The organism is Rhodonellum psychrophilum GCM71 = DSM 17998, from assembly GCF_000381545.1.
GTDB lineage: Bacteria > Bacteroidota > Bacteroidia > Cytophagales > Cyclobacteriaceae > Rhodonellum > Rhodonellum psychrophilum.
This window is the reverse complement of the sequence record NZ_KB906673.1, coordinates 602122-627008: the sequence shown is the minus strand read 5'-3', so window position 1 is coordinate 627008 and position 24887 is coordinate 602122. Positions and strand designations below refer to the sequence as shown.

General features: G+C 45.2%; 19 protein-coding genes. 6 read left to right on the top strand and 13 right to left on the bottom strand.

The window, feature by feature from the left end; genetic code table 11:
• Window positions 1–250 (top strand): integrase core domain-containing protein (locus tag F824_RS0102965; RefSeq protein ID WP_019596364.1); only part of this gene is annotated, 250 nt, incomplete at its 5' end.
• Between the two features lie 218 nt (window positions 251–468).
• Here F824_RS0102965 and F824_RS0102955 read toward each other — a convergent pair.
• The 5 genes from F824_RS0102955 to F824_RS0102930 all read right to left on the bottom strand — a co-directional run bounded on the left by F824_RS0102955 (window position 469) and on the right by F824_RS0102930 (window position 7312).
• Complete coding sequence (locus F824_RS0102955) at window positions 469–1287, bottom strand: NAD(P)-binding domain-containing protein (protein ID WP_019596362.1); 819 nt, start codon at window positions 1285–1287, stop codon at window positions 469–471.
• 12 nt (window positions 1288–1299) lie between these two features.
• On the bottom strand, window positions 1300–1857 hold the full coding sequence (locus F824_RS0102950; protein ID WP_019596361.1) for a hypothetical protein: 558 nt from the start codon (window positions 1855–1857) through the stop codon (window positions 1300–1302).
• Between the two features lie 343 nt (window positions 1858–2200).
• Window positions 2201–2827 carry a sterol desaturase family protein gene (locus tag F824_RS0102940; protein ID WP_019596359.1) on the bottom strand — a complete coding sequence of 209 codons (627 nt, stop codon included), beginning with the start codon at window positions 2825–2827 and terminating at the stop codon, window positions 2201–2203.
• A 154-nt stretch (window positions 2828–2981) separates the two neighbouring features.
• Complete coding sequence (bshA, locus tag F824_RS0102935) at window positions 2982–4130, bottom strand: N-acetyl-alpha-D-glucosaminyl L-malate synthase BshA (RefSeq protein ID WP_019596358.1); 1149 nt, start codon at window positions 4128–4130, stop codon at window positions 2982–2984.
• Window positions 4131–4336: 206 nt separating this feature from the next.
• Entirely contained in the window at window positions 4337–7312 is a 2976-nt protein-coding gene (locus F824_RS0102930; RefSeq protein WP_019596357.1) for a glycoside hydrolase family 3 N-terminal domain-containing protein, read from the bottom strand.
• A gap of 165 nt (window positions 7313–7477) precedes the next feature.
• On the opposite strand from F824_RS0102930, the gene F824_RS0102925 reads away from it, so the two are divergent.
• Genes F824_RS0102925 through F824_RS0102910 form a run of 4 tightly spaced genes read left to right on the top strand, consistent with a single transcriptional unit; the run spans window position 7478 to window position 11476 of the window.
• Window positions 7478–7888, top strand: a complete 411-nt coding sequence (locus F824_RS0102925; protein WP_019596356.1) for a hypothetical protein — start codon at window positions 7478–7480, stop codon at window positions 7886–7888.
• The gene (gene mutL / locus F824_RS0102920) at window positions 7885–9738 is read left to right on the top strand and encodes a DNA mismatch repair endonuclease MutL (protein WP_019596355.1); all 1854 of its coding nucleotides are present in this window, start codon (window positions 7885–7887) and stop codon (window positions 9736–9738) included. The genes F824_RS0102925 and mutL overlap by 4 nt, the downstream gene beginning before the upstream one ends.
• Window positions 9739–9741: 3 nt before the next feature.
• Entirely contained in the window at window positions 9742–10533 is a 792-nt protein-coding gene (locus tag F824_RS0102915; RefSeq protein WP_019596354.1) for a rhomboid family intramembrane serine protease, read from the top strand.
• Window positions 10534–10540: 7 nt separating this feature from the next.
• On the top strand, window positions 10541–11476 hold the full coding sequence (locus tag F824_RS0102910; protein ID WP_019596353.1) for a rhomboid family protein: 936 nt from the start codon (window positions 10541–10543) through the stop codon (window positions 11474–11476).
• A gap of 2 nt (window positions 11477–11478) precedes the next feature.
• On the opposite strand, the gene F824_RS0102905 is transcribed toward F824_RS0102910, so the two are convergent.
• The 3 genes from F824_RS0102905 to rlmN form a co-directional block, all read right to left on the bottom strand.
• Window positions 11479–11949 (bottom strand): hypothetical protein, encoded by a 471-nt coding sequence (locus tag F824_RS0102905; protein WP_022582319.1) that lies wholly within the window; start codon window positions 11947–11949, stop codon window positions 11479–11481.
• Window positions 11950–12228: 279 nt separating this feature from the next.
• Window positions 12229–14934, bottom strand: coding sequence for a TonB-dependent receptor plug domain-containing protein (locus tag F824_RS0102900; protein WP_019596350.1), 2706 nt, complete (start codon window positions 14932–14934; stop codon window positions 12229–12231).
• 272 nt (window positions 14935–15206) lie between these two features.
• Window positions 15207–16262, bottom strand: coding sequence for a 23S rRNA (adenine(2503)-C(2))-methyltransferase RlmN (gene rlmN, locus F824_RS0102895; RefSeq protein WP_019596349.1), 1056 nt, complete (start codon window positions 16260–16262; stop codon window positions 15207–15209).
• 194 nt (window positions 16263–16456) lie between these two features.
• Here rlmN and F824_RS0102890 point away from each other — a divergent pair, with 194 nt between their 5' ends.
• The gene (locus tag F824_RS0102890) at window positions 16457–17590 is read left to right on the top strand and encodes an App1 family protein (RefSeq protein ID WP_019596348.1); all 1134 of its coding nucleotides are present in this window, start codon (window positions 16457–16459) and stop codon (window positions 17588–17590) included.
• A 216-nt stretch (window positions 17591–17806) separates the two neighbouring features.
• Here F824_RS0102890 and F824_RS0102885 read toward each other — a convergent pair whose 3' ends face one another.
• The 5 genes from F824_RS0102885 to F824_RS0102865 all read right to left on the bottom strand — a co-directional run bounded on the left by F824_RS0102885 (window position 17807) and on the right by F824_RS0102865 (window position 24651).
• On the bottom strand, window positions 17807–18235 hold the full coding sequence (locus F824_RS0102885) for a type III secretion system chaperone family protein (RefSeq protein ID WP_019596347.1): 429 nt from the start codon (window positions 18233–18235) through the stop codon (window positions 17807–17809).
• Between the two features lie 8 nt (window positions 18236–18243).
• The gene (locus tag F824_RS0102880) at window positions 18244–20331 is read right to left on the bottom strand and encodes a hypothetical protein (protein WP_019596346.1); all 2088 of its coding nucleotides are present in this window, start codon (window positions 20329–20331) and stop codon (window positions 18244–18246) included.
• A gap of 152 nt (window positions 20332–20483) precedes the next feature.
• A complete protein-coding gene (locus F824_RS0102875; RefSeq protein WP_019596345.1) occupies window positions 20484–21821 on the bottom strand; it encodes a GntP family permease in 1338 nt (445 codons plus the stop codon).
• Between the two features lie 74 nt (window positions 21822–21895).
• A complete protein-coding gene (gene treF / locus F824_RS0102870) occupies window positions 21896–23419 on the bottom strand; it encodes an alpha,alpha-trehalase TreF (RefSeq protein WP_019596344.1) in 1524 nt (507 codons plus the stop codon).
• Window positions 23416–24651 carry an MFS transporter gene (locus F824_RS0102865; protein ID WP_026333461.1) on the bottom strand — a complete coding sequence of 412 codons (1236 nt, stop codon included), beginning with the start codon at window positions 24649–24651 and terminating at the stop codon, window positions 23416–23418. Before F824_RS0102865 ends, treF begins: the two co-directional genes overlap by 4 nt.
• Between the last annotated feature and the right edge of the window lie 236 nt (window positions 24652–24887).

The window sequence follows — 24887 nt, the reverse complement described above, 5'->3', positions numbered from 1 at the left end:
ATCCTGCTATGAAAATGCGATGGCAGAGAGTCTGAACGGGGTTATAAAAAACAAATATCTCCGATTCAAAAACATCAACAACCTACCTGAACTGAGTAGGGAACTTGACCATACAGTCAAACTCTACAACTCCTCAAAACCGCATTCGACGTTGGCTAGAATGTCACCAGAAATGTTTGAAAAAAAATGGATATATTCACAGAGCCAAACAAGAGCGAAGATGACAGAGTCAGTCGACGCAAATGATTAAAATGGTGGGGCATCGAGCCCCATCATTTTAAGGCCAAACAAAAGCTCAGAATCGAGATGTAATCTATACAATATCCCTGAGTGTGCAGTTAACAAAAGTGGTCAGTGGATTTCAGGCATCGTCACCCCCCGTCTCCCGTCTCCTGTCTCCCGTCTCCCGTCTTCCGTCCCCCGTCTCCCGTCTTCCGTCCCCTGTCTCCCGTCCCCTGTCTCCCGTCCTCACCCCACATACCAAAAATCCAAAGGATTTGGAATTTTGAATGCAAAACCAGTATCCTGTATTTTTTGGGGGGAAATCACTTTCCATTTGCTGGTCCCTTCAGCAGCATAAGAGCTTGGCGGAGCCATTCCCATGTCAAGGGCATTCTTTTCGTAGATCTCCTTTCGTCGCGGATGAATTGGGCAGACCCCATTGAAAGTCTCGTTCCAAAGCGATTTCTCGATGACCCAATCGATGAGGCCAACGGCATCATCCCGGTGGATATAATTGACCTGGCTATCGCCAACGACATTTTCTTTTCCCGAAAAATACCTTCCCGGAATCCGGTCCACGCCCAAAAGCCCTCCAAACCGGATGATGGTAAGGTCATAGTTTTTGTCTTGCCACAGGAGCTGTTCCGCATTGAAAAGCGCTTTATTTCCCGTATTCTCCAAAGTCAGGGGATCCGATTCCCTGGCCTCCTGATTGGCATCTGGATACACCGAGGTGGAACTGACATAAATGATTTTTTTGATGCCTGCCTGAGTGGCCATGGCTTTGATGTATTTGATCTGCTCGGGATGGAAGCTTTCGGGAAAAGTCCGTGACCTTGGCGGGATATTCACAATCAGCAAATCCGTCTCAAAAAGCGGATGGAAATCAACGCCCTCGGGGTAGGGTACAAAAGAAAGCAAGGCAGAAGGAATGCCTTGCTTTTCGAATCTTTCCTGCTTTTCCGGGGAAGTGGTACTTCCCATCACATGATATCCTTTTTTGATCAACTGCTTGGCCAAAGGTTCACCCAGCCAACCCAGCCCAATAACCGAGATTTTTTTCATGCCCTCAAAATACTATTCTTCCACTTCTAATTGGTCCAATTGCCCATAAAATTGATCAAATAAAAACTCAAAGGGATAGCTGCCTTCTTCGGATTTGGCTCCATTCAAGGGAATTCCCCAGTCCACCTTTTCTGCAAAAAGTGCTTTGTGACTGACAAATTGGTGGTCAGGATAAACCGAAATGACATGTTTTATGGCCGCATCAAAATCAAAGCCATCGGGCTGGAAATCTTGATCGGAAAAAAGGGTGATTTTTGCATCCCCGCCGTTATCCACTTCCATCGCGACATAATAGGCAGTGAAAATGGGTGCTTCGATACTCAAGAACAAATTGAAATGGATCTGATCGATATCCTTGTCATGGAAAACCTTTTGGATCGGGTAAATCAATCCATAACAGGGAGACTGCAAATAAGGCAAATCAATGAAGAACCTGTCTCTAAAAAAATCAAGGACTTTTTCCCAGTTTGGATCAGAGATTCCATTGATGAAATCATTCATTTTTTTCTCAAGCAGGGGAGCCCGCTTGTTCAAGTTGTCGAAATAAATTTCCGCTAGATTATATTCCATTGCCTATGGGTTTTAAATACGCTTCGGCAGGGATTGTAAATCCGTAGACTTGAATGAATGATCCCTACACCTTAATAATTTTTGTATTCATAAAAACTGTACTTGTGCTGTGGTTTTTAAATGTCCGGTCTCTATTTGGACGCAATATTAAATGAAGAAACCAGATGGACGTATTGTGATTCAATTGTTCATGCGCTCAAAAACAAAACATGAACAATATCCAGAATCGATTTTTGAATAATCTTCTGGATAGGTTTTGTTTCTCACTTTGAAAATGAATGATCTCCTCTCCTGGAAGATCATTCATTCTTTTCATTCAATCTTTTTGAAAAAGGAATTTAGCTTATTGTTTCTTTGGCATCGTACCCAAAAGGATATCCCACAGAGGAGAACTCACGCCAAAAGCCACATCAGGATCCTTGTAATGGTGGATGGCATGATTGACCCAAAGTACCTTCAGGAAGTTTTTGGGCGGCTGGAATGCATGGACAATATAATGTACACCCAAATAACCCGTGTACCCAATCAAGAATCCCGGAAGGAAATACAGTGCATAATCTCCCATCAGGAAAGTAAATACAAAATAGAATATGATCACATAGGCAGCACTCACAAAAGGAGGCATGGCCAATCGATCTTTGTCTCTTGGGTAATCGTGATGAACACCATGGACAGAATATTGAAGTTTATCTTTTACGGGTGTATCCGGCTCCATGTGAAAAAAATGCTTGTGCATCATGTATTCCACGAATGTAAAAACAAACAATCCCGAAGCCAAAATCAACAGCCCAACACCCAACTGGATTTCGGTGTTGGTCAAGGCATAATAAAAAGAAATGGTGCTAATGACCAAAAACATCACGATGGGTATGCTGATATGCGTCCTGGACATTTTCTCCAAGACCGGACTTTCGAACATGTGTGCAGAACCGCTGTTGTCGGGTCTATCCAACCTTCCTATTTTTTTCATTGTATTCAAATGATTTTTTTGTTCAAAGAATGCTGTAGGCAAACAATAGAAATTTTTAGTTTTGCCAACAGCTTATTTTGCTCAAAGAAGATATGTAAATTTAATTTTAAATAATGTATTTTGTATGATTATTCCTTGATTTATTTTGTTGATTTTAATCAACTTTTTCTAATAATCTCAAACTTCTTTCAATGGTTTTGTGATAGAAAGCTTCATACTGGGGGAGGATTTTGGTGATGTCAAACACCTTTGCACGTTCGAGGGCCCTGGCTTTGAAGCCCGGAAGATTTGCATCGTCGAGAATTTCCAAGGCTTTTTGCGTCATGGTGGTGACATCCCCGATATTGCAGACAAATCCGGTAACACCGTCGATGTTCAGTTCTGGGATCCCTCCGGCATTGGAACTCAATACCGGAACTTCGCATGCCATTGCTTCCAATGCCGCCAAGCCAAAACTCTCCTTTTCTGAAGGCATCAGAAACAAATCGGCAACAGAAAGGACCTCTTCCACGGCTTCGAGTTTCCCCAAAAAGCGCACATCGTCATAAATACCGAGATCCCTGCAAAGCCTTTCCATCTTGTCCCTATCAGGTCCGTCTCCTACCATCAGCAGTTTAGAAGGCGTGACTTTGTTCACCTCATAAAACACCTTGACCACATCTTCCACCCGCTTCACTTTTCGGAAATTGGAGGTATGGACCAAGAGTTTTTCCCCAAGGGGACAGATGGCCAGTTTGAAATGTTCCTTTTTCTGCCTTTTGAAGCGTTCCAAATCTATAAAATTGGGAATGACTTCGATTTCTGTCTTGATATCAAAAAGCTCAAAAGTGGCTTTCCTTAAATCTTCGGAAACTGCAGTGACACCATCGGATTTATTGATGCTGAAGGTGACCACGGGCTCATAGCTGGGATCCTTGCCCACCAAGGTGATGTCGGTTCCATGCAGAGTGGTGACCACTGGGATATGGATGCCTTCTTCCTTCAGGATCTGTTTGGCCATATAGGCCGCTGAGGCATGGGGAATCGCATAATGGACATGTAGCAAATCCAGCTTTTCATATTTGACCACATTCACCATTTTGCTGGCAAGGGCCAGTTCGTAGGGAGCATGCTCAAAAAGAGGATAACTTTTGATGTCCACCTCATGATAAAAAAGGTTTTCGCTGAAAAAATCCAGACGGGTAGGCTGTCTGTAGGTAATAAAATGAATCTGATGCCCTTCCTTGGCCAAGGCCTTTCCAAGTTCCGTGGCCACAACGCCGCTTCCTCCAAAGGTTGGGTAACAAACGATTCCGATTTTCATAAATAAATTCAGTTCAAAATTTGACGCAATAGCCTATAAACACGCATGAGGCTGATTTTTGTTCAAAATTACGAAAATATATATTGACCCCAATTGATTTGATTTCAAAGGATTTGAAATACCCGGGAAAATACGACTCCACTAAAATACATTAAATCCATGATTACAAATGCCTTAACGCATATTTCGAAGGCAATTTTCCTAGATTATTTCCCAAATGATTTATAAATGATATCGTGAATCTGGGTCCTTACCCCATCCTTCAATAAAATATTGTTGTTGGCATCGGGGTGCACGCGGTTGGACAAAAACACGTAAATCAAATCATTGTCGGGATCAGCCCATACACAGGTTCCCGTAAATCCAGTATGCCCGAAGGTACTTTTGGGAGCCAAATTTCCAGCACTCCCTCCATTTCCTTTTTCGACGTTTGGTTTGTCCCAACCCCAGCCTCTTCGGCTTTGGGAGGATTGCCTTTTTGTAAATTGCTTGATTGTTTTTTCTTCAAACAAGTTGACCCCTCCGTATTCTCCGCCCTGAAGCATCATTTGCATCATCACTGCCAAGTCGTTTGCCTTTCCAAACAGACCCGCATGTCCGGCTACGCCATTGTACATTGCCGCTCCCTGATCATGCACATATCCCTGGACCATTCTTTTTCTGAAAGTGACGTCCTCTTCTGTAGGAGCAATATCGGATACCGGAAATTTCCTTGCGGGATTGAAGCCCAAGGTATAAAGCCCCAACGGTCCATAGAAATTTTGATCCATAAACTCATCCATCGGCTGATTGACGATCCTTTCGACAACGGCCTGCATCAAATACATCGTCAGATCTGAATACACATAGTTGTGGTTTCTCTTGCCTGGTTCCGGGCTTTTGACATTGGAGTCCACCGTCCAACGCCAAAGGCTATCCTTGAGGGAACTGATTCCATACATGTCGTTGGATACTGCCATTGCATATTGCACATCTGGCTTGTCCTGATAATACTCTTTTTTCCATGATCCGGCTTCCACAGTCTTGGCATAATGCGGGATGAAAGCCACCAACCCTGCCTCGTGGGCCATGATGTCACTCAGGATCATATCTCCTTTGTTGGTATTTTTCAATTCAGGCAAATACCTGGAAATCGGCCTGTTCATTTCGATCAAGCCCCTGTTCTCCAAAAACATGACCATTTGGGTTGTCGCGAGCACCTTGGTGATCGAGGCAAGATCGTATATGGTCTCAGTGGTTACTTTTTGTGATTTTTTATAATCATAATATCCATACGCCTTTTCGAAAACCACCTTTCCCTTGTGGGCCACCAGGACTACCCCACCGGGCATTGCCTTTTTGGCGATCGCTTTCTCCATCACCTCATCGATCTTCGCCAATTCCCGACTGTCCATTCCCTGGCTTTCGGGAAGGGTATAGGACAATCGGTTCAATCCTTTTAAATACCCTCCACTTCCCATGAGGAGGTTTTCGCTCACCGTGACCGAAAGGATTCCCTTGGCGTCCCTTCCTCCAAAGATGATTTCAGGAGCCAATCGTTGGGTAAATTCATTGTTTTCGAATGCCAGTATATTGTGCGGAACTCCGTTCAGGTATTTTGCGGAATAGGAATTCCCAAAAAGGACCGTGATCACGTTTTTTTCCCGCCCGAGTTTGGCGATCAAATTGATATCCGAGGAATTGATTCCAAATTCCCTCGTGGTGCTGTTGGTGACACCCATCAAACCTACCACCACAGTATTGTAGGCGGAAAGTTTTTCCTCAAGGGATTTCAGGCTTGCGGCATCGGAGCCTTTCGGGACTTCGTAATGATCAAATTTGCCATATTTGCTCAACTTGTTTTGGAAAATCTTCCCGTCTCCACCGATGGTCAGGGACGCCATATTCAATAGATCGAGGTTTTTGAGCGGCAACAATTCGTTTTTATTGGAGGTCACTGTGATGGCATCCGCATACAGTTTTTCGATCAGCAATTCGGTGGAAGGTCCACCCAGCCTTTCCACCAGCTTTTTGGTGTCTATTTTTTTCCTTTGGTGAAGCCCGGCCCAGTATTTGGCTTTGAGCACCTTGATGATGCGGTCATCGATTTCCTGCTGGCTGATTTTTCCTTCAGCGATGGCCTGGATGATCATGGCTTTGGCCTTTGGGACATCTTGGGAATAAAGCAGGATATCATTCCCTGCCTGCAATGCCAACAAATCCACTTCCCCAGGCTTGTAAAAACTACTCACACCCTTCATGTTAAGCGCATCGGTGAAGACCAATCCATTGAAATTCATCTGCTTTTTGAGCAGGTCGGTGACCACATACTTCGAAAGCGTGGTCGCTTTGTTTTTTTCACTGTCCAAACTCGGGATGTACAAGTGGGCAACCATCACGCTCATGAGGTCTTCCTCGATCAACTCCCGGTAGGGATAAAGATCGATATCCTTGATCCGGCTTTCAGAATGTTTGATGAAGGGAAGGGAATAGTGGGAATCTGTTTCCGTATCTCCATGCCCTGGGAAATGCTTCGCATTGGCCATCACCCCATGGTCCTGAAGGCCCTTCATGTAGGCAATGGATTTTCTGGCCACCAAACGCTTTTCCTCCCCAAATGCACGGTATCCAATGACCGGGTTTTTGGGGTTTGAGTTGACATCCACCACTGGCGCAAAATTGATGTGCATGCCCATTTCCTTGAATTGGCGTGCCACTTCCTTGCCCATTTCGTAGATCAGCTCTTCCGTCGGCAAGGCACCGAGTGTCATTGCTTTGGGAAAGGCCATGACAGAATCCAAGCGCATGCTGATGCCCCATTCAGCATCCATGGCGATAAAAAGGGGTGTTTTGGAAATGGATTGGTAATAATTGGTCAGGTCAGCCTGTCTTACCGGACCTCCTTGAAAAAAAATCAATCCCCCCAAATGCTGCTCCTTGATTAATTTGGCAATTTCCTGTTTGTGGCTTTCATTTTTATTGGAATAGGCAGCGACCATGAAAAGCTGTCCCAGCCTTTCTTCAAAGGATTGGTGGTTGAAAATGCTGTCCACCCATTCCATTTGTCTTCTGTGGTCTTTGGTGACCAAAGGGTCTCTGGATTCAAGTGGGTCTTTAATTTCCTCGCCTCCTTTTCCAACAAATGCGTAAATTTGGAAAATGACAAACAATCCAAAAAAACCAGTCCAAACTTTTCTCCTCATGCCATTGTTTAATTTTTATTGCTTGAATATTAAAATAACTTTGTAGAATATACGATGTTCCGTACAAACTTACACGAAAAAAAACCGGCTTCTGCCATCAAATTTGACAAAAGGAAGCAAGTTTTATTATCAACGTAATTCTCTTCAATTCAATCTATCATTATCATGAAATTTCCATCCATCTTCAGCTCCGCGAGTCCCAGTCGCTTTGATATCAAACCCAGGTACTACGATCCGGTCAGGGAAGAGATAGAACAAAGGACAGCCAGAATCAAGCGGGAGCTTCAGGCCGATGGGAAGTTGGAGTCGGATGAAGAGATGGATGAAGCCTTTCACAGCAATTACGGCTCTTCAATAAGAGGCGCCTTTACCCAAGGTGGACCCATCAAGGGCCGCGGCAGTTCAGTGATGAACAATACCGGTTTCATGAGGCTTTTGATCATCGTTCTCCTCATCGGAGGTGGAATGGGATATGTCTATTATGGGCTACAAGCCCTCTACATATTGGCGATTGGGATATTCGTCATCGTCCTATTGGTGGCATTTTTTAGATTAAAAAAGCCCGCCAGAAGATGAGCGACATCATCCAACTTCTTCCCGATGCCATTGCCAATCAGATCGCAGCGGGTGAAGTCGTCCAACGTCCCGCATCAGCCCTAAAGGAACTGTTGGAAAATGCCGTGGACGCAGGTGCTACGCAGATCCATGTATTGGTCAAGGATTCGGGAAAAACCCTCATCCAGGTGATCGACAATGGAAAAGGGATGTCCCTGACCGATGCCCGAATGAGCTTCGAACGCCACGCTACCTCCAAGATCAAGAAATCCCAGGATCTCTTTACGCTGAGGACTTTTGGGTTTCGAGGGGAAGCTTTGGCTTCCATCGCCGCAGTGGCACAAGTGGAAATGAAAACCCGCCAAGACGAACATGAACTCGGAACACTGATCCAAGTGGAAGGCTCCGAAGTGAAAAAACAGGAGCCGATCTCGGCGGCCACCGGAACATCCATTTCCGTCAAAAATTTGTTTTTCAACGTACCCGCAAGACGGAATTTCCTGAAATCCAATCCTGTGGAAATGAAACACTTGGTGGAGGAATTCCAAAGAGTGGCCCTTTCCTATCCAGAAATCGGATTTTCCTTTATGCAGAATGACATGGACCTTTTCAATTTGGTTCCGGGAAAATTGAGTCAGCGCATCACGGGGATCTTTGGCAAATCCTACCAAGGACAGCTGGTTCCCTGTGAGGAAGATACGCCCCACCTGATTGTAAAGGGATATGTGGGGAAACCCGAAAATGCCAGAAAAACCCGAGGCGAGCAGTTTTTCTTTGTCAACAACCGATTTATCAAAAGCAATTATCTCCACCATGCCGTCACCCATGCCTATGAAGGATTGATGGGCGGAGACATGCAGCCTTTTTATGTTCTTTTCCTGGAAATAGACCCTTCCCATATCGACATCAATGTCCATCCGACCAAGACGGAAATCAAGTTTGATGACGAACGGACGATCTACGCAGTGGTGAGGTCCGCGGTCAAACAAGCTTTGGGCGCACACAATGTCGTGCCCGCACTGGATTTCAGCCTGGACGTCAATTTTACAGAAAACTGGAAGCATGACGAACAAAAAAAGGAGGATGTAAGTCGCGAAAACAGCTATAAAAATTTCAACACCTCCACCTTCAAGAAACAGGATGTTTCGGGTTGGGAAAAACTCTTTGAAGGCAACCTCAATTTTTCAGAAATGACCGAAGAGCAAAGGATTTCCAGGGATGATGACCATGATGTGCTGACGTTTCCCTCTAAGGCAAGCGAATTGGGAAGCAGGGATTCTTTGGCTTTTCCAACCGAGTCCGAAACCACTGGCACGACCTTTCAGGTGGAACTCAATTACATCGTGGCGCAAATGTCTTCGGGCTTGCTTATCTTGGACCAACAGGCCTCCCACGAAAGGATTTTGTACGAACGGTACAAGCGTCAATTGGACAATGCCTCGGGGTCCTCACAGCAATGCCTTTTCCCTCAGCAAATCAATTTGAGCCAAGCCGATTTCTCCTTGGTCTTTGACATGAAAGAAGAGTTGAACAGCCTGGGCTTTGTGATAGAAGAGTTTGGCAAGGAAACCATCCTGATCCAAGGCGTGCCTGCGGACATTCAAGTCAACAATGAAAAGAGCTTGTTTGAGGGCTTGTTGGAGCAGTTCAAACATTTCAAAGCGGAGCTTTCCATAGACAAAAGGGAAAACCTGGCCAGATCACTTGCCAAGAAATCCTCCACCAAAAAAGGCACGCGCCTGAGTTCTCCCGAAATGGAAATTTTGGTTGGGCAGTTGTTTGCTTGCCAAAACCCGAATTATGGACTTTCGGGAAACAAAACCTTCGTCAAACTGGATTTAAATAAGATACACACCTTTTTCAATCGATAAGAAATGTTTAAAAATTTAACACCTGTTGTAAAAAATATTCTGCTGGTCACCGTAGGGGCTTTTGTCATCACTACTTATTTCATGCCCCAGCTCAAGAATTTTTTTGCACTTTACTATGTGCAAAGCAACCGGTTTTTTCCGAGCCAGTTTCTGACCTACATGTTTATGCATGCTGATTTTTGGCATTTGTTCTCCAACATGTTTGGATTGTTTATCTTTGGACCTTTACTGGAACAGTTTCTGGGACCAAAGAAAATATTGGCACTTTGGATGGTCTGTGGAGTGGGTTCAGGTTTGTTGTATTCGGGTTATACCGCCTACAGGATGTCCCAATTGGATGATAAAATCAGCCAGTTTTACAGCGACCCCAGCCCTGATCGTTTCAATGATTTTGTGAAAGACAATAGACATTTGTTCAGATCCGGTGTTTATGATTTTGTAGATGCCTATAGCCGGAATCCAGAGGACCCTGGCCTTGTTCAAAGAGCAAAGGAAAACCTTATGGGAGTAAGGGAAATCCAGGCAAATATTCCGATGGTAGGCGCTTCGGGGGCATTGTTTGGGGTGTTGATTGCCTTTGGGATGTTGTTTCCCAATACACAGTTGTTCCTCCTCTTTCCCCCCATGCCGGTCAAGGCCAAGTATTTGGTTTTATTTTATGGACTTTATACGGTTTATAACGTTATCAACAGTAATCCGATGGACAATGTCGCACATTTTGCCCACCTTAGTGGTTTGGTGATCGGGGCGGGAATGGTCTTTTATTGGAAGAAAAACAGAAAAGAATTTTATTGAGGAGATTATGTACGGTGGACTTTGGGACAATTTAAAAAACGCTTTTAAGCACAGCGACAACAGCTTGTATAAAATTCTGGCGATCAATCTGCTGGTATTTTTTACGGTCCTGGTGTTTCGTGTATTCATGACTTTTGCAGGCGCAGGTACTGCATACAAAACGGGCATCAATCTTTTGATGATGCCCGCCGACATCCCTCAGTTTTTGCTACAACCCTGGACCATTATCACCTACATGTTCTTGCATGAGGGGATTTTCCATATTTTGTTCAACATGCTTTTCCTCTATTGGTTTGGCCTATTGGTCCATCAATATCTGGGCAGTCGAAAACTCGCCAATCTTTATATTTTGGGCGGTATCGCCGGTGGGCTGTTTTACCTGTTGATTTACAATATCTCCCCACTCTTCAGCGAAGTATTGGCTACTTCCAAAATGCTTGGCGCAAGTGCGGGGGTTTATGCCGTTGTCGTTGGTGCGGCTACACTTGCCCCGAACACCACCTTCCATCTCTTGCTCCTCGGCCCTGTGAAGATCAAGTACATCGCTATCTTTTATGTGGTGATAGCCTTTGCCAATTCCATCGGGAGCAATGCCGGAGGGGAACTCGCCCATCTGGGTGGAGCCGCCTTGGGATTCTTTTATATTTGGCAATTGCAAAAAGGAAATGACTGGGGAAGACCTGTTCAGGCCGTCGGCCGGTTCTTTGAGAATCTTTTCCGGAATACCCCCAAAGTGAAAGTTTCTTACCGCAAAAAAACCCATTCGGGGCCAAGTGATTTTACCGCTTCTAAAGTCTCAAAACCAGCACCTACCAGCAGCAAGCCCCAGATGATCGCTACGCAGGATGAAATCGATCAGATCCTGGACAAAATCGCGGAAAAGGGATATGAAGCCCTGAGCAAGGAAGAAAAGCGGAAGCTTTTTGAATTCAGCAAAAAATAAAATCAGTTCAGCAGATATACCGCACCAACCCTGAAAACCGGCCATCTGGTATTTTGGCTTTGGATTTTGAATTCGGTATTGAAGCCAAATCTTTCTGTCGCCTTGATAAAGGCTCCAACACCGAAATTGGCCCCGGGCCGAGTCTGTGACAATCCTGGATCTCCGGGTTGGGTATTGATCCAATAATTGTTGTAGCCACCCATTATGTAAAGTTGGGAAACACCTTCGGTCAAGTAATACCTCAAATCCACATTCATGTTGAAGGAGTTTCCAATCTCCGGGAACCACACCGTAAGCGTTGGGGCCAAGGAAAATTTATCCACAAAGAAATATTCAAAACCCAGATGGCTTCCATAATCCTTTATGGTCAATTTATAATCTCCACCCGCCTGGATTCTCACTTCCCCTTGCTCCTGAGCCTGAATGCTCAAAGCCATAAGGCAAAAAACCATTGAAAATATTCCTTTCTTCATATTCTTTTTTTTTGAACCCGTGTCCTACATTACCAATTCGAGTATGAAATCGCTTACGAATCCGTCTTTGTTAACCATTTTGACTTCACCCTATCGGCAATATCCGATGCCCTTCAAGTAGTCTGATTTTCTTGCAGTGATGATCCCATTGGCTAAGCTCATGCATATTTCGGGTTGAATCGCTGTTCAATATAAAAAAGCCGATCCTAAAAACCTTGTTCAGGTCATTATTATCGGCTTTTTTTATGGGATAAGAATCCCGCCCCAAAAGAGAATGTATTAGGGCGTGACTATTTTTTCAAAATAGGTGAGTCTTCCCAAATTGTCCATTCCCTGGATAATCACCTTGTATTTTTTAACCACATCATTGTTGTAGAAAGAAATCGAAGCCTTGTTGCCCTCCCATTTAATCTTTGGATTCCAATAAAGTGTAGACCTGAAATCGGGTTTGGCGATCGTTTCGGTATCGTATTTCGGCATGTAATATTCCCTGGAGGTGGAATACCCCGGATAACGGAAATTGAAAACCCCTTCACCAAGACTTTGCATGCCTCCACCTTTTTTGGTGTATATCGCGATGGCACCACCAGCGCCCCCCGATCCAAAAATGGCCAAACTGGCACTCTCCTTGAATACGTCTATCGCGGCAATATCCCTTGGGCTGATCGTGCTGATCAGCGAGGCTTCCACCGGCACATTGTCCAGAAAGAAAATAGGGCCCACCCCACTGACAGAACCTGTTCCCCTAATGGTAATGCTGGGTGCTCCGCCCATGGTGCTTGGCTTGATCTGAACGCCGGCCACCCTGCCCTGCAGCATCTGCCAAACATCCGAAAATCCGTCAAGGCCTCCAATATCCTCAGGCTTGATGGTCCTGTCCCCTTTACCGTAAACCCTGCTGATGACTTCTTCTTCTGGATCTATTTTTTGGGATTGGACCACAAACTCATCGATATCGATGGCTTCCATTTCGTCAAAAGCAGCGGATGCCTGTCTTCTTTTTTCGGCGTTGGTCAAATAATCCCTCAGGGAAGGATTCAATTCAAAACTTCTCAAAGCTGGCTTGAATCCCTCCCATGTCACATATTTGGCCAAAGGTGCGTCCAAAGAGACTTCCACAAACTCCTTATACCGCTTGTCATTTGCCGTTAGGATCAACTGCGTGGTATCCTGAATTGCCAAATCGTCGATGATGAATTTGCCGTTTTCGGCAAAATCCACGATCATAAAGTCTTCCTGGTTTCCCTTGCTGAACACATTGATATTTCCTCCGGTCAACCCACGTTTCCCGTCTGTCTTCGGCTTTACCATCCCGGTAATATTGATTCCCTGTTCGATGAAGTTTGGATTGTCAAACTGCTCCGCCAAAAGTGTATCCCAATTGAACCTTCTCCAACCATGCGTCAACATGATCAAATCAATCCCTGCATCGTCATGGGATTGACCCAAGAGATCATGTGCCTGGTGGATGTTTCCCTTCAATTCGGATTCCAACTTGAGATAGGATATGATATTGCTCACCGATCCGTAGGGAAGTTCATTGGCATCGGTAACCGCAATACTGTAACTGCCCCCTTCGAGGTTATCACCCTCCAAACTGAGCTTCCAAGTATTTTTTGCTCTTGGTGAAGTTTCCATTTTCCCTTCGTCAAGTGCTATTTTCACCGTTTGATCCAAGGGAACAAATACCAGCCGCTCTGCCAAAGGATTTCCTTCAGGTTCGAAAAAAGTGATTTGATTGATACCCGGAGGCAATTGGGATTTGTTGATCCTTGCTCCGGTCACACCATTCCTGAGGTCGATTTTTTGCATGTGTCCGATCCTTCCCCTGGCATGAACCACCAGCAAACCTTCTCCCGATGGAGATATAGAGTTGAAACCTGCCGCCTGGATCAATATATTGACGAGACCTTCCTTGCTGTTGTCAACGGACAGATTGACGCCTTTTTCGAGAACCCTTGGCAAATCTTTGGAAAACCCTCCTTCTTGCGCACTTATTTTGGCAGTATATTTTTCGCCTGCGACAGGATTGAACTCAAAGGAACCCAGCCCCCTCTCGTTGGTACGCCAAAGGATTTCCTGCTGCCCAGCTTGGAGACTTCCCTCCAAAATGGCTGGGGACCCGTCTGGATAAATGGCTCTCACGGCGACCTTGTTGTTGAACCCAGCGATCAAATCTCCCCCTTCCGGCAAAAACTGAAGATCAATGGATTGGAGGGGAAACGGCAATAAAAACTTTCTGGAAATGGAATATTCGGCATTCTCTGGAAGAGAGAGTGACAAAGCCACCACGCCTTGCAACTGGCTCAATGGAATTTGGAATGTAAGTTCGTTTTTGCCATCGGCATCCAATACCACATTTCCTTCTTCGATGACTTTTCCCTTGGAAAGCAGTGCATACGTCAGCGTCTCACCGGATAGTGGCTGTAGCGATCGGTTCAGCGCACTGATGGCAGCACGATAGGAAACCCCATCGCCATTCGCTGTTTTTTCGAATACTACCGAAGGCTGAAACTTCAAGTTGTAAGGCTCCATCACTTCAATGGTCTGGGAAAAAACTGCATCTTCCCCAAAACCCCTCATCCAGTGTGTGTAGGCCTTTATTTGGTAGATTCCTTCTCTGGTAAAATTGTCCAATTTGAAATCACCAAAACCATGACCGGCTTCCATTTGGATGGTCTTTTGTTGAAGAAGGACTCCATCGTTGTCCAAAAGATCCACATACACCACTTTGCTCAATGGGGAAGGGATGTCAGGACTGCCTGCAGTCAGATAAACACTGAACCAGACATCCTCTCCGGCTGCATAAAGCGGTTTGTCGAGATGGAGGAAAACTTTTTCCTCCGGCACATCGTCCACGTAATTCCCCAATAGGGAAATGATCTTATTGGTCAATTCGTTGATGTCGGAACGCGAATTGAAAGCAGTCGATGAAATAAAAAAAGTGAGAATAAAAATGGGTAAAACATACTGTATTTTTTTCATGCTAATCAAAGAGTTAATCTGTGAGAGGTATTTCAATTGCTGGGTTTTCGATCAATTGGTAGAACGGCAAAAACAGGTTTCGGTTCACTCCCCCCTTCTTTGCCCTCCTATGCTTAAATCCGCACACAATATAACTATATAATAAAATAGTTCACAATCTTCTTAAAAAATTTACGATTAATTGTGATTTTTAATCCAATATAACTTTTCAGTCAAATTCTATCATTTTGACTTAACAAAAAATACATCCATGAAAATCATTTCGCCCTAAACTAGGCAGTCAATTCGTTCTTGTTGGCCAACTGTCCGCAGGCTGCGTCGATGTCTTGGCCACGGGATTTTCGGACCTTGGCGATGATGCCGTTACCCTCCAAAATGCGGACGTACATGTCGACCGCCTCCTTGGATGCTTGACGGAATTCGCCTTCATCGATGGGATTGTACTGGATGATATTGACTTTTGAGGGGATGATTTTACAGAATTTGGAAAGCGCTTTTGCGTGGATTTCGTCATCGTTTATGCCTTCCCAAATGACATATTCATAGGTGACGGGACTCTTGGTGTGTTGGTACCAATATTTCAAGGACTCCGCCAAATCCTCTATGGGATTGACCTCATTGATGGGCATGAGTCGGCTCCGGGTTTCATTGATGGCAGAATGGAGGGACACCGCGAGGTTGAACCTGACGCCATCATCCGCCATTTTCCGGATCATCTTTGGGATACCAACAGTCGAAAGCGTGATTCTTCTCGGCGCCATGCCCAACCCTTCAGGTGAAGTGATCTTGTTTATGGCTTCCATCACATTGCTGTAATTCAACAAGGGTTCACCCATTCCCATAAAAACGATATTGGTCAGCGGGCGATTGAAATAAGTTTCGGCTTCTTCCTTGATGGCCACGACCTGGTCGTAGATTTCATCAGGATTGAGGTTTCGCATTCTCTTCAAGCGTGCCGTCGCACAGAAATTACAGTCTAAGCTGCAACCCACTTGTGAGGATACGCAGGCTGTAATTCGCTTGGAGGTGGGAATCAGGACCGATTCCACGATTTTATCATCAAAAAGCTTGACCGCGTTTTTGATGGTCCCGTCCGAAGAATGCTGCATCTCATCCACCCGGATATGGTTGATGATGAAGTTGGCCTTCAGCATCTCACGGGTCTCTTTCGAGATATTGGACATGTCGTCGAAGTTCTTCAGGGATTTTTGCCAAAGCCATTCATACACTTGTTTGGCCCGGAATTTTTTATCTCCTTTTTCGATGAAAAATTCTTCCAACTGCTCCAGTGTCAGTTTCCTGACGTCTCTCTTTGTGCTACTGTCCATGGTGCAAAGGTAAGGAATAGATTTGGGAGATTGAAGGAATGAAAAACCGAAACCGCCAAATCGGTCCAGGGAATTCGTGCATTGGAAAAAGCTACGTTAAAAATCGTGTTCGATGGGCATTGCCTCCATGAAAAACACAAACCCCCAATATCCGATTAATTTTTATCTTTGTTTTTTACCAAAACAACATCCCCTTGTCCAGAACCAAAAGATTTATCCTTCCGCGTCTTTATTTCCTGAAACTCGCCCTGGCAAAAGCCAAACTGAAAATAGGCATCCGGTTGGGTTTGGTCAGGTCCCTGATGATCATGCCCTACAAAGGTTTTGGCAACGAAAATGAAATCCATTTTGTGGTGCGTGTGATCAGGGACAGGGGAATCGGGATTTCCCAATTGGAGGACAGCTCTTGGAGAAACTTCAAAAAAATGTACAAGCGCTTTATGACCTGGCAGATTCCTGGCGCAAGGGTAAAAGCCACGTTTCACGGGATGGAGCAGGTTTCTGAGACAGATGAGGAAGGCTATGCAGAATTTCATCTCCCCATTACGGCTTCTTTTGTACCAAATGGCCTTTGGCATGAGGTACAATTGTCCTTGCTCGATCAAATCATCCCAAAACAGGGCGAAGTCAGGGCTGAAAACAGGATCCTAATGCCCTCGGGAAATGTGGAGTATGGGATCATCTCTGATATCGATGACACGATCGTCCCCACGGGCGCAACCAGAATTTGGGAAATGCTGAAGACCACTTTTTTTGGCAATGCACATTCAAGGGTTCCTTTTCCAGGGGTTTCTGCATTTTATCAGGCACTGGCCAAAGGCAATGACGGCATTGAAAGCAATCCTTTTTTTTACATCTCCAGTTCTCCCTGGAATCTTTATGATTTTTTGATGGAGTTTTTGAATGTCCACGATATCCCTCGTGGACCGCTGATGCTTCGAGACCTGGGATTGTCCAGAGAACAATTTATTGCGGGGAGCCATTCTGAGCACAAGCTTTTGCAGGTCGAGAAAATTTTTGAAATCGAGCGGCACCTTCAGTTTATTCTGATCGGGGATTCTGGACAGCATGACCCGGAAATCTACCTGCAGGTGATCCAAGATTATCCGGGAAGGGTGAAAGTGGTGTACATCCGGGATGTGGATCCTGGGCGGCATGCCGCTTTGGAAAAAATAAAGGCTGAAGTTCGGGCCCTCGGTGTGGACATGATGCTCGTCACAGATACCACCGAAGCCGCTAGGGATGCGATTTCAAGGGATTTGATTGTCGATTCGGACCTATTCAAAATAGAAAAATCAAAAAGCCTAGATGAAAAAAAGGAGGATTAAAACCCGACACAAAACGGGATGAACCCGAAATATGCGGTAAAATTCCTAATAGGATTGAAACTGCAAGAAAATTAGACTTTTTGGAAAGAAAGGCATAGCACCGATTGGATGAAGTCAAAAATATTGTACAAATACCTCATTGTTTAAAATCACTCCCTGAAATTGAATAGGCAATGCATATAACGGGTTTTAAAAAAAACCGGCACAAAAGAGCAATCAAAGGCTTGGTCTTTGGGAAATAGCAAAAAGGCACATGTCCAGGAGATCATTCAAAAAAGCCAGATCAACTTCTTTTTCGTTGGGCAAAACAAGGACATATTTAAAATAAATCCTGTTTTCCATTTCATTGAAGTTGAAATGACCCAGTGGCAGTAGTCGATTGAGTTCCGATAGCCTTATTCTAAACCGCTCTTTTTGATCGCCTGAAATCTTTTGGGGATATTCGTAAAAAAACTGCAGAAACTGGGACCCCTCCAATTCTTCATCCAAAGGGTAAACGGTGATGCCCAAATATTTATTTTCTTCTCCGTCCTCTCCTACCGTCAATGCCAGCAATTCCAAAGGGTGCTCTTCCGATTGAGGATAAAGTTGGGTTTCGTACCCTAATTTCTCAGCTGCTGTTTGAATTTTCGCGAGTATGGCCATGCTTCGATTTAAATGAATTCTCTTGTGGTAATCGCCTCTAGCAACAGTTTGATTTGTTCCTGAGGATTTCCGTTGTTTCTGAAAAGTTTTCTTTTGCTTACGCCACTCGCCTTGATGTACAGTAGGACATCCTCAAAATCTTTTTGTTCTTTCTGAGGGTCTTTGTAAGCCAAGCCGACGGCAAGCCTCATGAAATGTTTGACTTGTTTGGTTCTAAAATCGGTTTTGGCTGCAGTAGATTTGGATTGGTCAAATTTAAAAACGCCCTTCTCCTCTTCCAATTTCCCCTTGGCGATTTTTCTGGCTGCACGATCCCTGCCAGCCTGTTTGGCCATTCTCGTGGCCGGAAGTGCCAAATCCACTGCAGCAGCCGCTCCCTTGATTCCTGCTCCTGCAGCAGCCCCCATTCCGGTCAAAGTGGCAATCGATCCCGCAATCTTGGCCATTTCCGTGGCAAGATGGATGCCCTGACGGATTACCCTCTTTTTATTTGCATCCTTCAGTTCGGTCGCCAGTGTAAATTCCGCCACTTCTTCCCTGCCCACTCCTTCAAATTCTTCTTTCTCCAATATGGATATTTCCTTGTTCAGCTTTTTAATCCTTGATTCCAGCTCCTGTTTCTTTCTATTTTCAGCAAAAAACCTTTTGGCGGTATTGGCCTCGAAATTTCCCTTCCTTTTTTTATCCTCTTTGATAACCTCCTTTTTGTTGGCTATTCGTGCATCCATGACCCGGTAAAACTCTGACGCTTGCTTTAGCTTGGCCTTCCTCTCTGGGGAATTCCCGGAGATTTCATTTCTCCTGATATTCATGGAATTCCTGTTGCTATTGGAAATCGCCAAATAATATCCCTGCATGATCATTTTACCGGCAGAAATCGCGATGTCCAACCCCGGCACTGCCGCCATGAGCTGCCCGGAAGCCCCACCCGTATCGACCAATTCTATAAATGCCTTCACGGTAAGCACAATGCTTTTTCCCGATTCTAATGCATGCAATGCGATTTCACCGCTGGCTTTTGCCTTTTCCTCAGTGCTATAATCTTGGTGTTTGTTGATCAGGTTGACGAGCACACGCATTCCTTCAAAACCCTCTTTGATTCCACTAAAAGCAGATCCAAATCCCTCAAATGCCGAACCAAATCTACTGGCATCCGTCGGAGAAGTGCTTTTGGACGCCGTATGCACCAATTTTGAAACTGCCTCCCCGGTTTTCATGGCCCCTTGCTCGATCGTCAATGCAGCCTCTATGATGTCTGCCAACTTCGCCTCAGGGTCTCCCAGATCCTTGAAGCCCTTGGCCATACCCAACAAGCCTGATAAACCGGTGATGCCGTCCCCCACGATGCCCATATTGGCAGCATGGGCTTTTCCTGATTCGGTAGCATTTGGCCCACCGGAAGTCCGGGTGTGAATGGTCTTGTCATTCAATACGTCCGCCAATCCCGTAATTCCTTCATTGCCGATAAATGTTGCCGGAACCGCAGTGATGGCATCTACGGTATCTTTCACTTTGTCTATGCGGTGCTCTCCCTTTTCAGGAGTGGCGTGGACAAAGACATCTTCTCTCACATAAAGCTCCTTTTTGGAAATGTTTTTCCCATCGAGACTGTAAACCTTGTACCAAGGATAATGATGGGGACCATCTTTGTCTTCTGCTGAAAATTCCTCCTGGTTTGGACCTCTTCGGGACAGGATTTTTTTGGACCCTATTTCCAATTGCTGACCCTGATAAACTTCCTCTTTTTCCTCTCCACCGTAAATGGTATGGCCCTCGATCTTGACAAGATGCGATAGCCCTGTCACCAATACTTCTTTCCTTTTAAGTTGAATAGGGGACTGAGCGCTTTTGGGAAGGGGAAAACCGGTTTTTTGAAGAGGTGGGTTTTTGGCTTCCACGCTGACATTAAAAATTGGATTGGTGGAATATTTTCTATGGGTGGCCATGCCCAAAAACTCCTTTTGGGCAACCGTTTGCTCCCTGTTGTCCGAAATACTGATCTGGGAGGAACTTGATGAAAAGCCAGGCGAAGACACTGGGCCCGCTTGACTGGATTTGTTTTTGGATTCGGCTATGGGATTTGTTTTTGCCTTCATTGGCTACCGGGATTAACAAAATAATCACGGCTGGCTTGAAAAAGTAAAATATACGAAACCATTTCCTCCATTTTCCTCACTTCTTATTAACCCACACAATATAAGTGAATTAAGCGATTTTTTCAATCCTCATTTCCCCTTTATTCTTAAATCTACCCTGCAAATAAACTCAAAAGCAACACCATTGCCAGCGTCGTCATCCCCATCAAACCCGTCAAAAGTGTATAGGCTTTCAGGGCTTCTTTGACAGTAAGCCCAGTAAATTCCTTGACAATCCAAAAATAACTGTCATTGGCATGGGAAACGGTCATGGCACCGGCACCAATCGCTGAAATGCACAAACTGGTGAAAAATGCGTTTTCCAAAAGTCCGGCCGGAATGATACTCAAAGCGATGGAAGCCGCAATGATCATGGCGGAAGTGCTTGAACCCTGGGCAGTTTTCAGAAATGCCGCCAATCCGAAACAAACCAGCAACCATATCCATCCTGATGTTGCGGACAAATTCATTTCCCTGAAAATCTCTTCCAAGCCGATTTGCTTCAGAATGGCCCCAAATCCAGCCCCCGCTCCCGTCAACACCAAAATTGGTCCTGCAATGACGATCCCTTTTGCGAAGGATTCCGAAAATAGGCTCTTCTGCGTTTCGGGATCCCGGAGCTTGGCGTAGCCGATAGACAAACCTACCGAAATGGCCACCAATGGGTTCCCCATGATTTTGAGTGTTTTGTTCAGCAGCTCGCCTTCAAAAAACCCGGAAAGATTTCCCAGTCCAATCAACATCAAAGGCACCAAAAGTACTGCCGCCGACCAAAAAACAGCAGGCTGAGAATTCGATACCACATTTTCGGTGGGAGTTGTTTTGGGATTTTGGTTTTCAGGAAAAACCTTCTTGTACCTTCCTGCCCACCAACTGATCACCAAAAGCACTGGAATCATGATGATCAGCCCCAACAAAAGCACCAAACCCAATTGATTTTCCATGCCAAATATCCCAGCCACGGCCAAGGGTCCGGGTGTCGGGGGAATCAAAATATGGGAAAGGTACAATCCCCCAGCAAGGGACAAGCTGAAAGTCAATGGAGAAATCCCGGATGTCTTGGCAAGGTTTTTCCCGATGGGGTTTAGCAGGATAAATCCCGAATCACAAAAAACAGGCACGCCAACCACAGCTCCCATAAAGGTAGTGCTGAGCGCCGGTATTTTCTTTCCAACGCTTTCCCATAAAGCATTGGCCAGCCGGACGGCGGCATTGCTTTTTTCAAGAAGAATACCGAAGATACAGCCCAAAATGATGATCAATCCAATCTGCCCAATCAATCCCCCAAAGCCTTTGGTAAATTCATCCAACGCCTTCAAAAAATCCATCCCCGCTGCCATTCCCACCCAAACCGAAGCGACGATCAATGCCACCAAAGGGTGGATTTTAAGTTTGGAAGTACTTACAATTATCCAAAGAATGGCAAGGGAAATATGAAGGAGTAAGGACATTCGTTTTTTGATAAAGGTCTTTGTGTTTTTTCAGCTTTAGAGAAAGTACAGCCATTGGACCGTCAATGCAAACGCTAATATAATTTGGTTTTTTGCGCCTTTTTCATCCATTCCTTCATCGCCAGAAAAACCCCGTTGGTCCAACCGAATCCATCCTGAACCGGATATTCGCCACCTCCGGCTTCCTGACTGAGGTCTTCCACATTGTATTTCTCCATCATCTTTCCTGTCCGCTCAAATACCTGCTCATTCAGCTGGGTCCAGCGATGGGCCAGATCCAGCGCAAGATCATTATTGCCATAATTGCGCATTGCCAAAAACCCGATCCACTGCAAAGGAGCCCAGCCATTGGGGGCATCCCATTGCTGTCCGGAATACTGGTTGGAGGTGACCAAACCACCCGGTTTCAGGAAATTCTTTTCGGCGTACTCCAGTACCCTTTCTGCCTGGCTTTCATGGGCAACATTCGTCCAAAGTGGAAAAAACGCTGCGAGTGAAGGCCTATAGACCGTCTCTTTGGTTTTCCAATGGATATCCAAAAAAAGCCCGGAGCGATCGTCCCAAAAATGCTGCTGAATTGCCTTTTTGCGGTTGGCCCATTTCTGAACGAACGCCTCCGCTTCCGCGATCCTATCGGAAATGGCAAGGGATTTGGCAATGATCCTTTCGATCTCTGCCATCAAGACATTCAGGTCAACGGGAAGGAGATCAAAGGTTTCGATACTTTTCAATTCCATTGGATCCTTGAGCCATCGGGAACTGAAGTCCCAACCGGATTCGCATGCTGCACGGATTTGGCGGAGAAGCTCAGGGGTGTTTCCAGCACTTTCCAACAATTCCAAATCCTCCACAAAAGACTCCGGCCTCGGTGTATCCAGGTCATCATAATATCGGTTCAGATAAATGTTCTCCTCAAACTTCACTACCCGGGAAATTGCTTCTCCGGTATTCAATTGATCCGCCCCAGCCATCCAAAAATCATATTCCTTCAGCATTGCGGGAAGGTATTGGAGGAAGATTTTTTCATCCTGCATCACTTCCGCCAACAATTCTACCATTTTGGCGAAAAAAGGAGGTTGACTTCGGGAAATGAAATAACTCCGGTTGCCATTCGGAATATGGCCCACCGTCTCTATCAAATGGGCAAAATTATCGACCATCGATGCCATCAGTGCAGTTTTTCCGGAAACTTTCAATCCCAAAAGCGTAAAGTAACTGTCCCAATAATAGATTTCACCAAACCTTCCCCCGGGCACGATATATGCCTTTGGCAATGGAATCAGGCTGGAATTTTCGACCTGTTGATCCGGTGCTCTTTCGAGTAGGTCCCATTGGAGGTGCAGCCTTTCTTCCAAAGGAAGATCCCTTGGAAGTTGAGCGGAGTCCACAATTGCTTGGGTCTTGAAATTTTCCCTGACAAAATCCACCAAGGAAAAACCCTCATGGTGCCGACTTTCCCGAAAGTCCCGAAGAATTTCCGCTACGGGTTTTTGGGGAATGGCATCCACAAAAATCTTCGAATCTTTAAAAACCCCGCCCAGTTGCACTGCTTCAAACAACTCGCCATACATCGTCTCAGGTGTCAATGGAGTTTTCATGCGTTTTTATTTACTTGTCTGTTCAATAATATCAATACTCCACACAAAAGTAGGATGGGAATAAGCGAGAAATAAAAGGCGGTGGTTCCCCCATAGGCCTCAAACATATTGCCGGTGATGATGGATCCGGTAGTCCCGCCCAAAGCAGAAAAAACCACAATCAAACCTGACATCGAACTCTGCATGTATTTGGGCAATGCACTCAATACCACGGAATTGATAGTGGGATAAATCGGAGCGAGAAACAAACCCATAATGGGAAAAACATACACCACCGAGGGCGCATTGAACCAGGTGATGGTCGTAGTGGCTTCTGGCAAATCAGCCGTCAAGGGCAAAGTCAAAAGGACACAGGATCCCACCAAAACCGTACAAGTCAACGTCACCGTCAACCAATGGACCCTTTTCAGCAGGAGCCCCGCCAACAAACGACCCAAGGCCAAAGCACCTGCCAAAACCGCCCCGGCCTGTATGCCCATACTGGCAGGAACTTTCAATACTTCTTGGTAAAAGGTAGGTGTCCAAGTCATAAAGCTTTGCTCCACCAAGACAAACAAAAACGCCGACGCTGCAAAAACCAGCACCAATGGCTTGGCAACCAATTTTATCATTTCCATAAATTCATTGGAATATAGGGTGCTGTCCCTTTTGGATGCAGACTCATTGATCTCGCTAAAATACAGAAGCAAGGCTGCTAGCAGCGTCAAAGCACCCAAATACCAATAGATGTTCAGCCAAGTGGCCGAACTTGGGTCCGCATCATTGACAAAAAGGCTGAAAAACACATTGCCCAAGAGCACTCCCACCATGAAAAACCCCTCGATGGTACTCATCAGACTGCTGTGTTCTTTAGGAGTATCGGTGACCAAACCAATGGTTGCAAAAACACTGACCTTGATCACTGCAAAGGAAATCCCCACCACGGCAAAAAGCAATTTGAAATACCAAAACTGATCGGCAATCAAGGGCATCAAAAAACAAATGGCCGCTACCGCAAGAAGCGCAACCAGCATCCCCCTTCGGATTCCGAGTTTTGGCAAAAATGAGGCGAAAATAAAGGAGAAAATGGCAATCGGCAAATCCTTGAATCCTTCCAGCAAAGAAGCCTCCGCCTTGGTCACATCAAAAGTCCGCTGTACCTGAAGAATGACAGCCCCCACGGAATTCAGCAGTACCGCGAATACCATGTAATTGAAAATCAGTGATAATCTGATAAGAAGTTTTGAGGACATAAAATTGGGAGATCAAGACTGGGCAAGCAAAGGAATTTGCAATTGGAATTGTTTTGGCTGGAAAAATAAGAAATTTTGTCTGAATAGTGCCAGAATACAATATTTTGATTCAAGATGGCAAGAGTTTAAACCGGCAAGATTCCAGAAAAGCACAAAACAAAAACAGGTGAAGTTTTGACGCCCCACCTATTTTGTATGCAATATCCATCTTGCCTAAGAATTTTGAATCCCTGGCA

Coding starts and splice junctions, on each gene's coding strand:
- F824_RS0102875 (WP_019596345.1), bottom strand. CDS start 21,821: ATGTCCTTACTCCTTCATATTTCCCTTGCCATTCTTTGGATAATTGTA.
- mutL (WP_019596355.1), top strand. CDS start 7,885: ATGAGCGACATCATCCAACTTCTTCCCGATGCCATTGCCAATCAGATC.
- F824_RS0102905 (WP_022582319.1), bottom strand. CDS start 11,949: ATGAAGAAAGGAATATTTTCAATGGTTTTTTGCCTTATGGCTTTGAGC.
- F824_RS0102955 (WP_019596362.1), bottom strand. CDS start 1,287: ATGAAAAAAATCTCGGTTATTGGGCTGGGTTGGCTGGGTGAACCTTTG.
- F824_RS0102880 (WP_019596346.1), bottom strand. CDS start 20,331: ATGAAGGCAAAAACAAATCCCATAGCCGAATCCAAAAACAAATCCAGT.
- F824_RS0102930 (WP_019596357.1), bottom strand. CDS start 7,312: ATGAGGAGAAAAGTTTGGACTGGTTTTTTTGGATTGTTTGTCATTTTC.
- F824_RS0102900 (WP_019596350.1), bottom strand. CDS start 14,934: ATGAAAAAAATACAGTATGTTTTACCCATTTTTATTCTCACTTTTTTT.
- F824_RS0102950 (WP_019596361.1), bottom strand. CDS start 1,857: ATGGAATATAATCTAGCGGAAATTTATTTCGACAACTTGAACAAGCGG.
- bshA (WP_019596358.1), bottom strand. CDS start 4,130: ATGAAAATCGGAATCGTTTGTTACCCAACCTTTGGAGGAAGCGGCGTT.
- F824_RS0102940 (WP_019596359.1), bottom strand. CDS start 2,827: ATGAAAAAAATAGGAAGGTTGGATAGACCCGACAACAGCGGTTCTGCA.
- F824_RS0102915 (WP_019596354.1), top strand. CDS start 9,742: ATGTTTAAAAATTTAACACCTGTTGTAAAAAATATTCTGCTGGTCACC.
- F824_RS0102885 (WP_019596347.1), bottom strand. CDS start 18,235: ATGGCCATACTCGCGAAAATTCAAACAGCAGCTGAGAAATTAGGGTAC.
- rlmN (WP_019596349.1), bottom strand. CDS start 16,262: ATGGACAGTAGCACAAAGAGAGACGTCAGGAAACTGACACTGGAGCAG.
- treF (WP_019596344.1), bottom strand. CDS start 23,419: ATGAAAACTCCATTGACACCTGAGACGATGTATGGCGAGTTGTTTGAA.
- F824_RS0102865 (WP_026333461.1), bottom strand. CDS start 24,651: ATGTCCTCAAAACTTCTTATCAGATTATCACTGATTTTCAATTACATG.
- F824_RS0102910 (WP_019596353.1), top strand. CDS start 10,541: ATGTACGGTGGACTTTGGGACAATTTAAAAAACGCTTTTAAGCACAGC.
- F824_RS0102925 (WP_019596356.1), top strand. CDS start 7,478: ATGAAATTTCCATCCATCTTCAGCTCCGCGAGTCCCAGTCGCTTTGAT.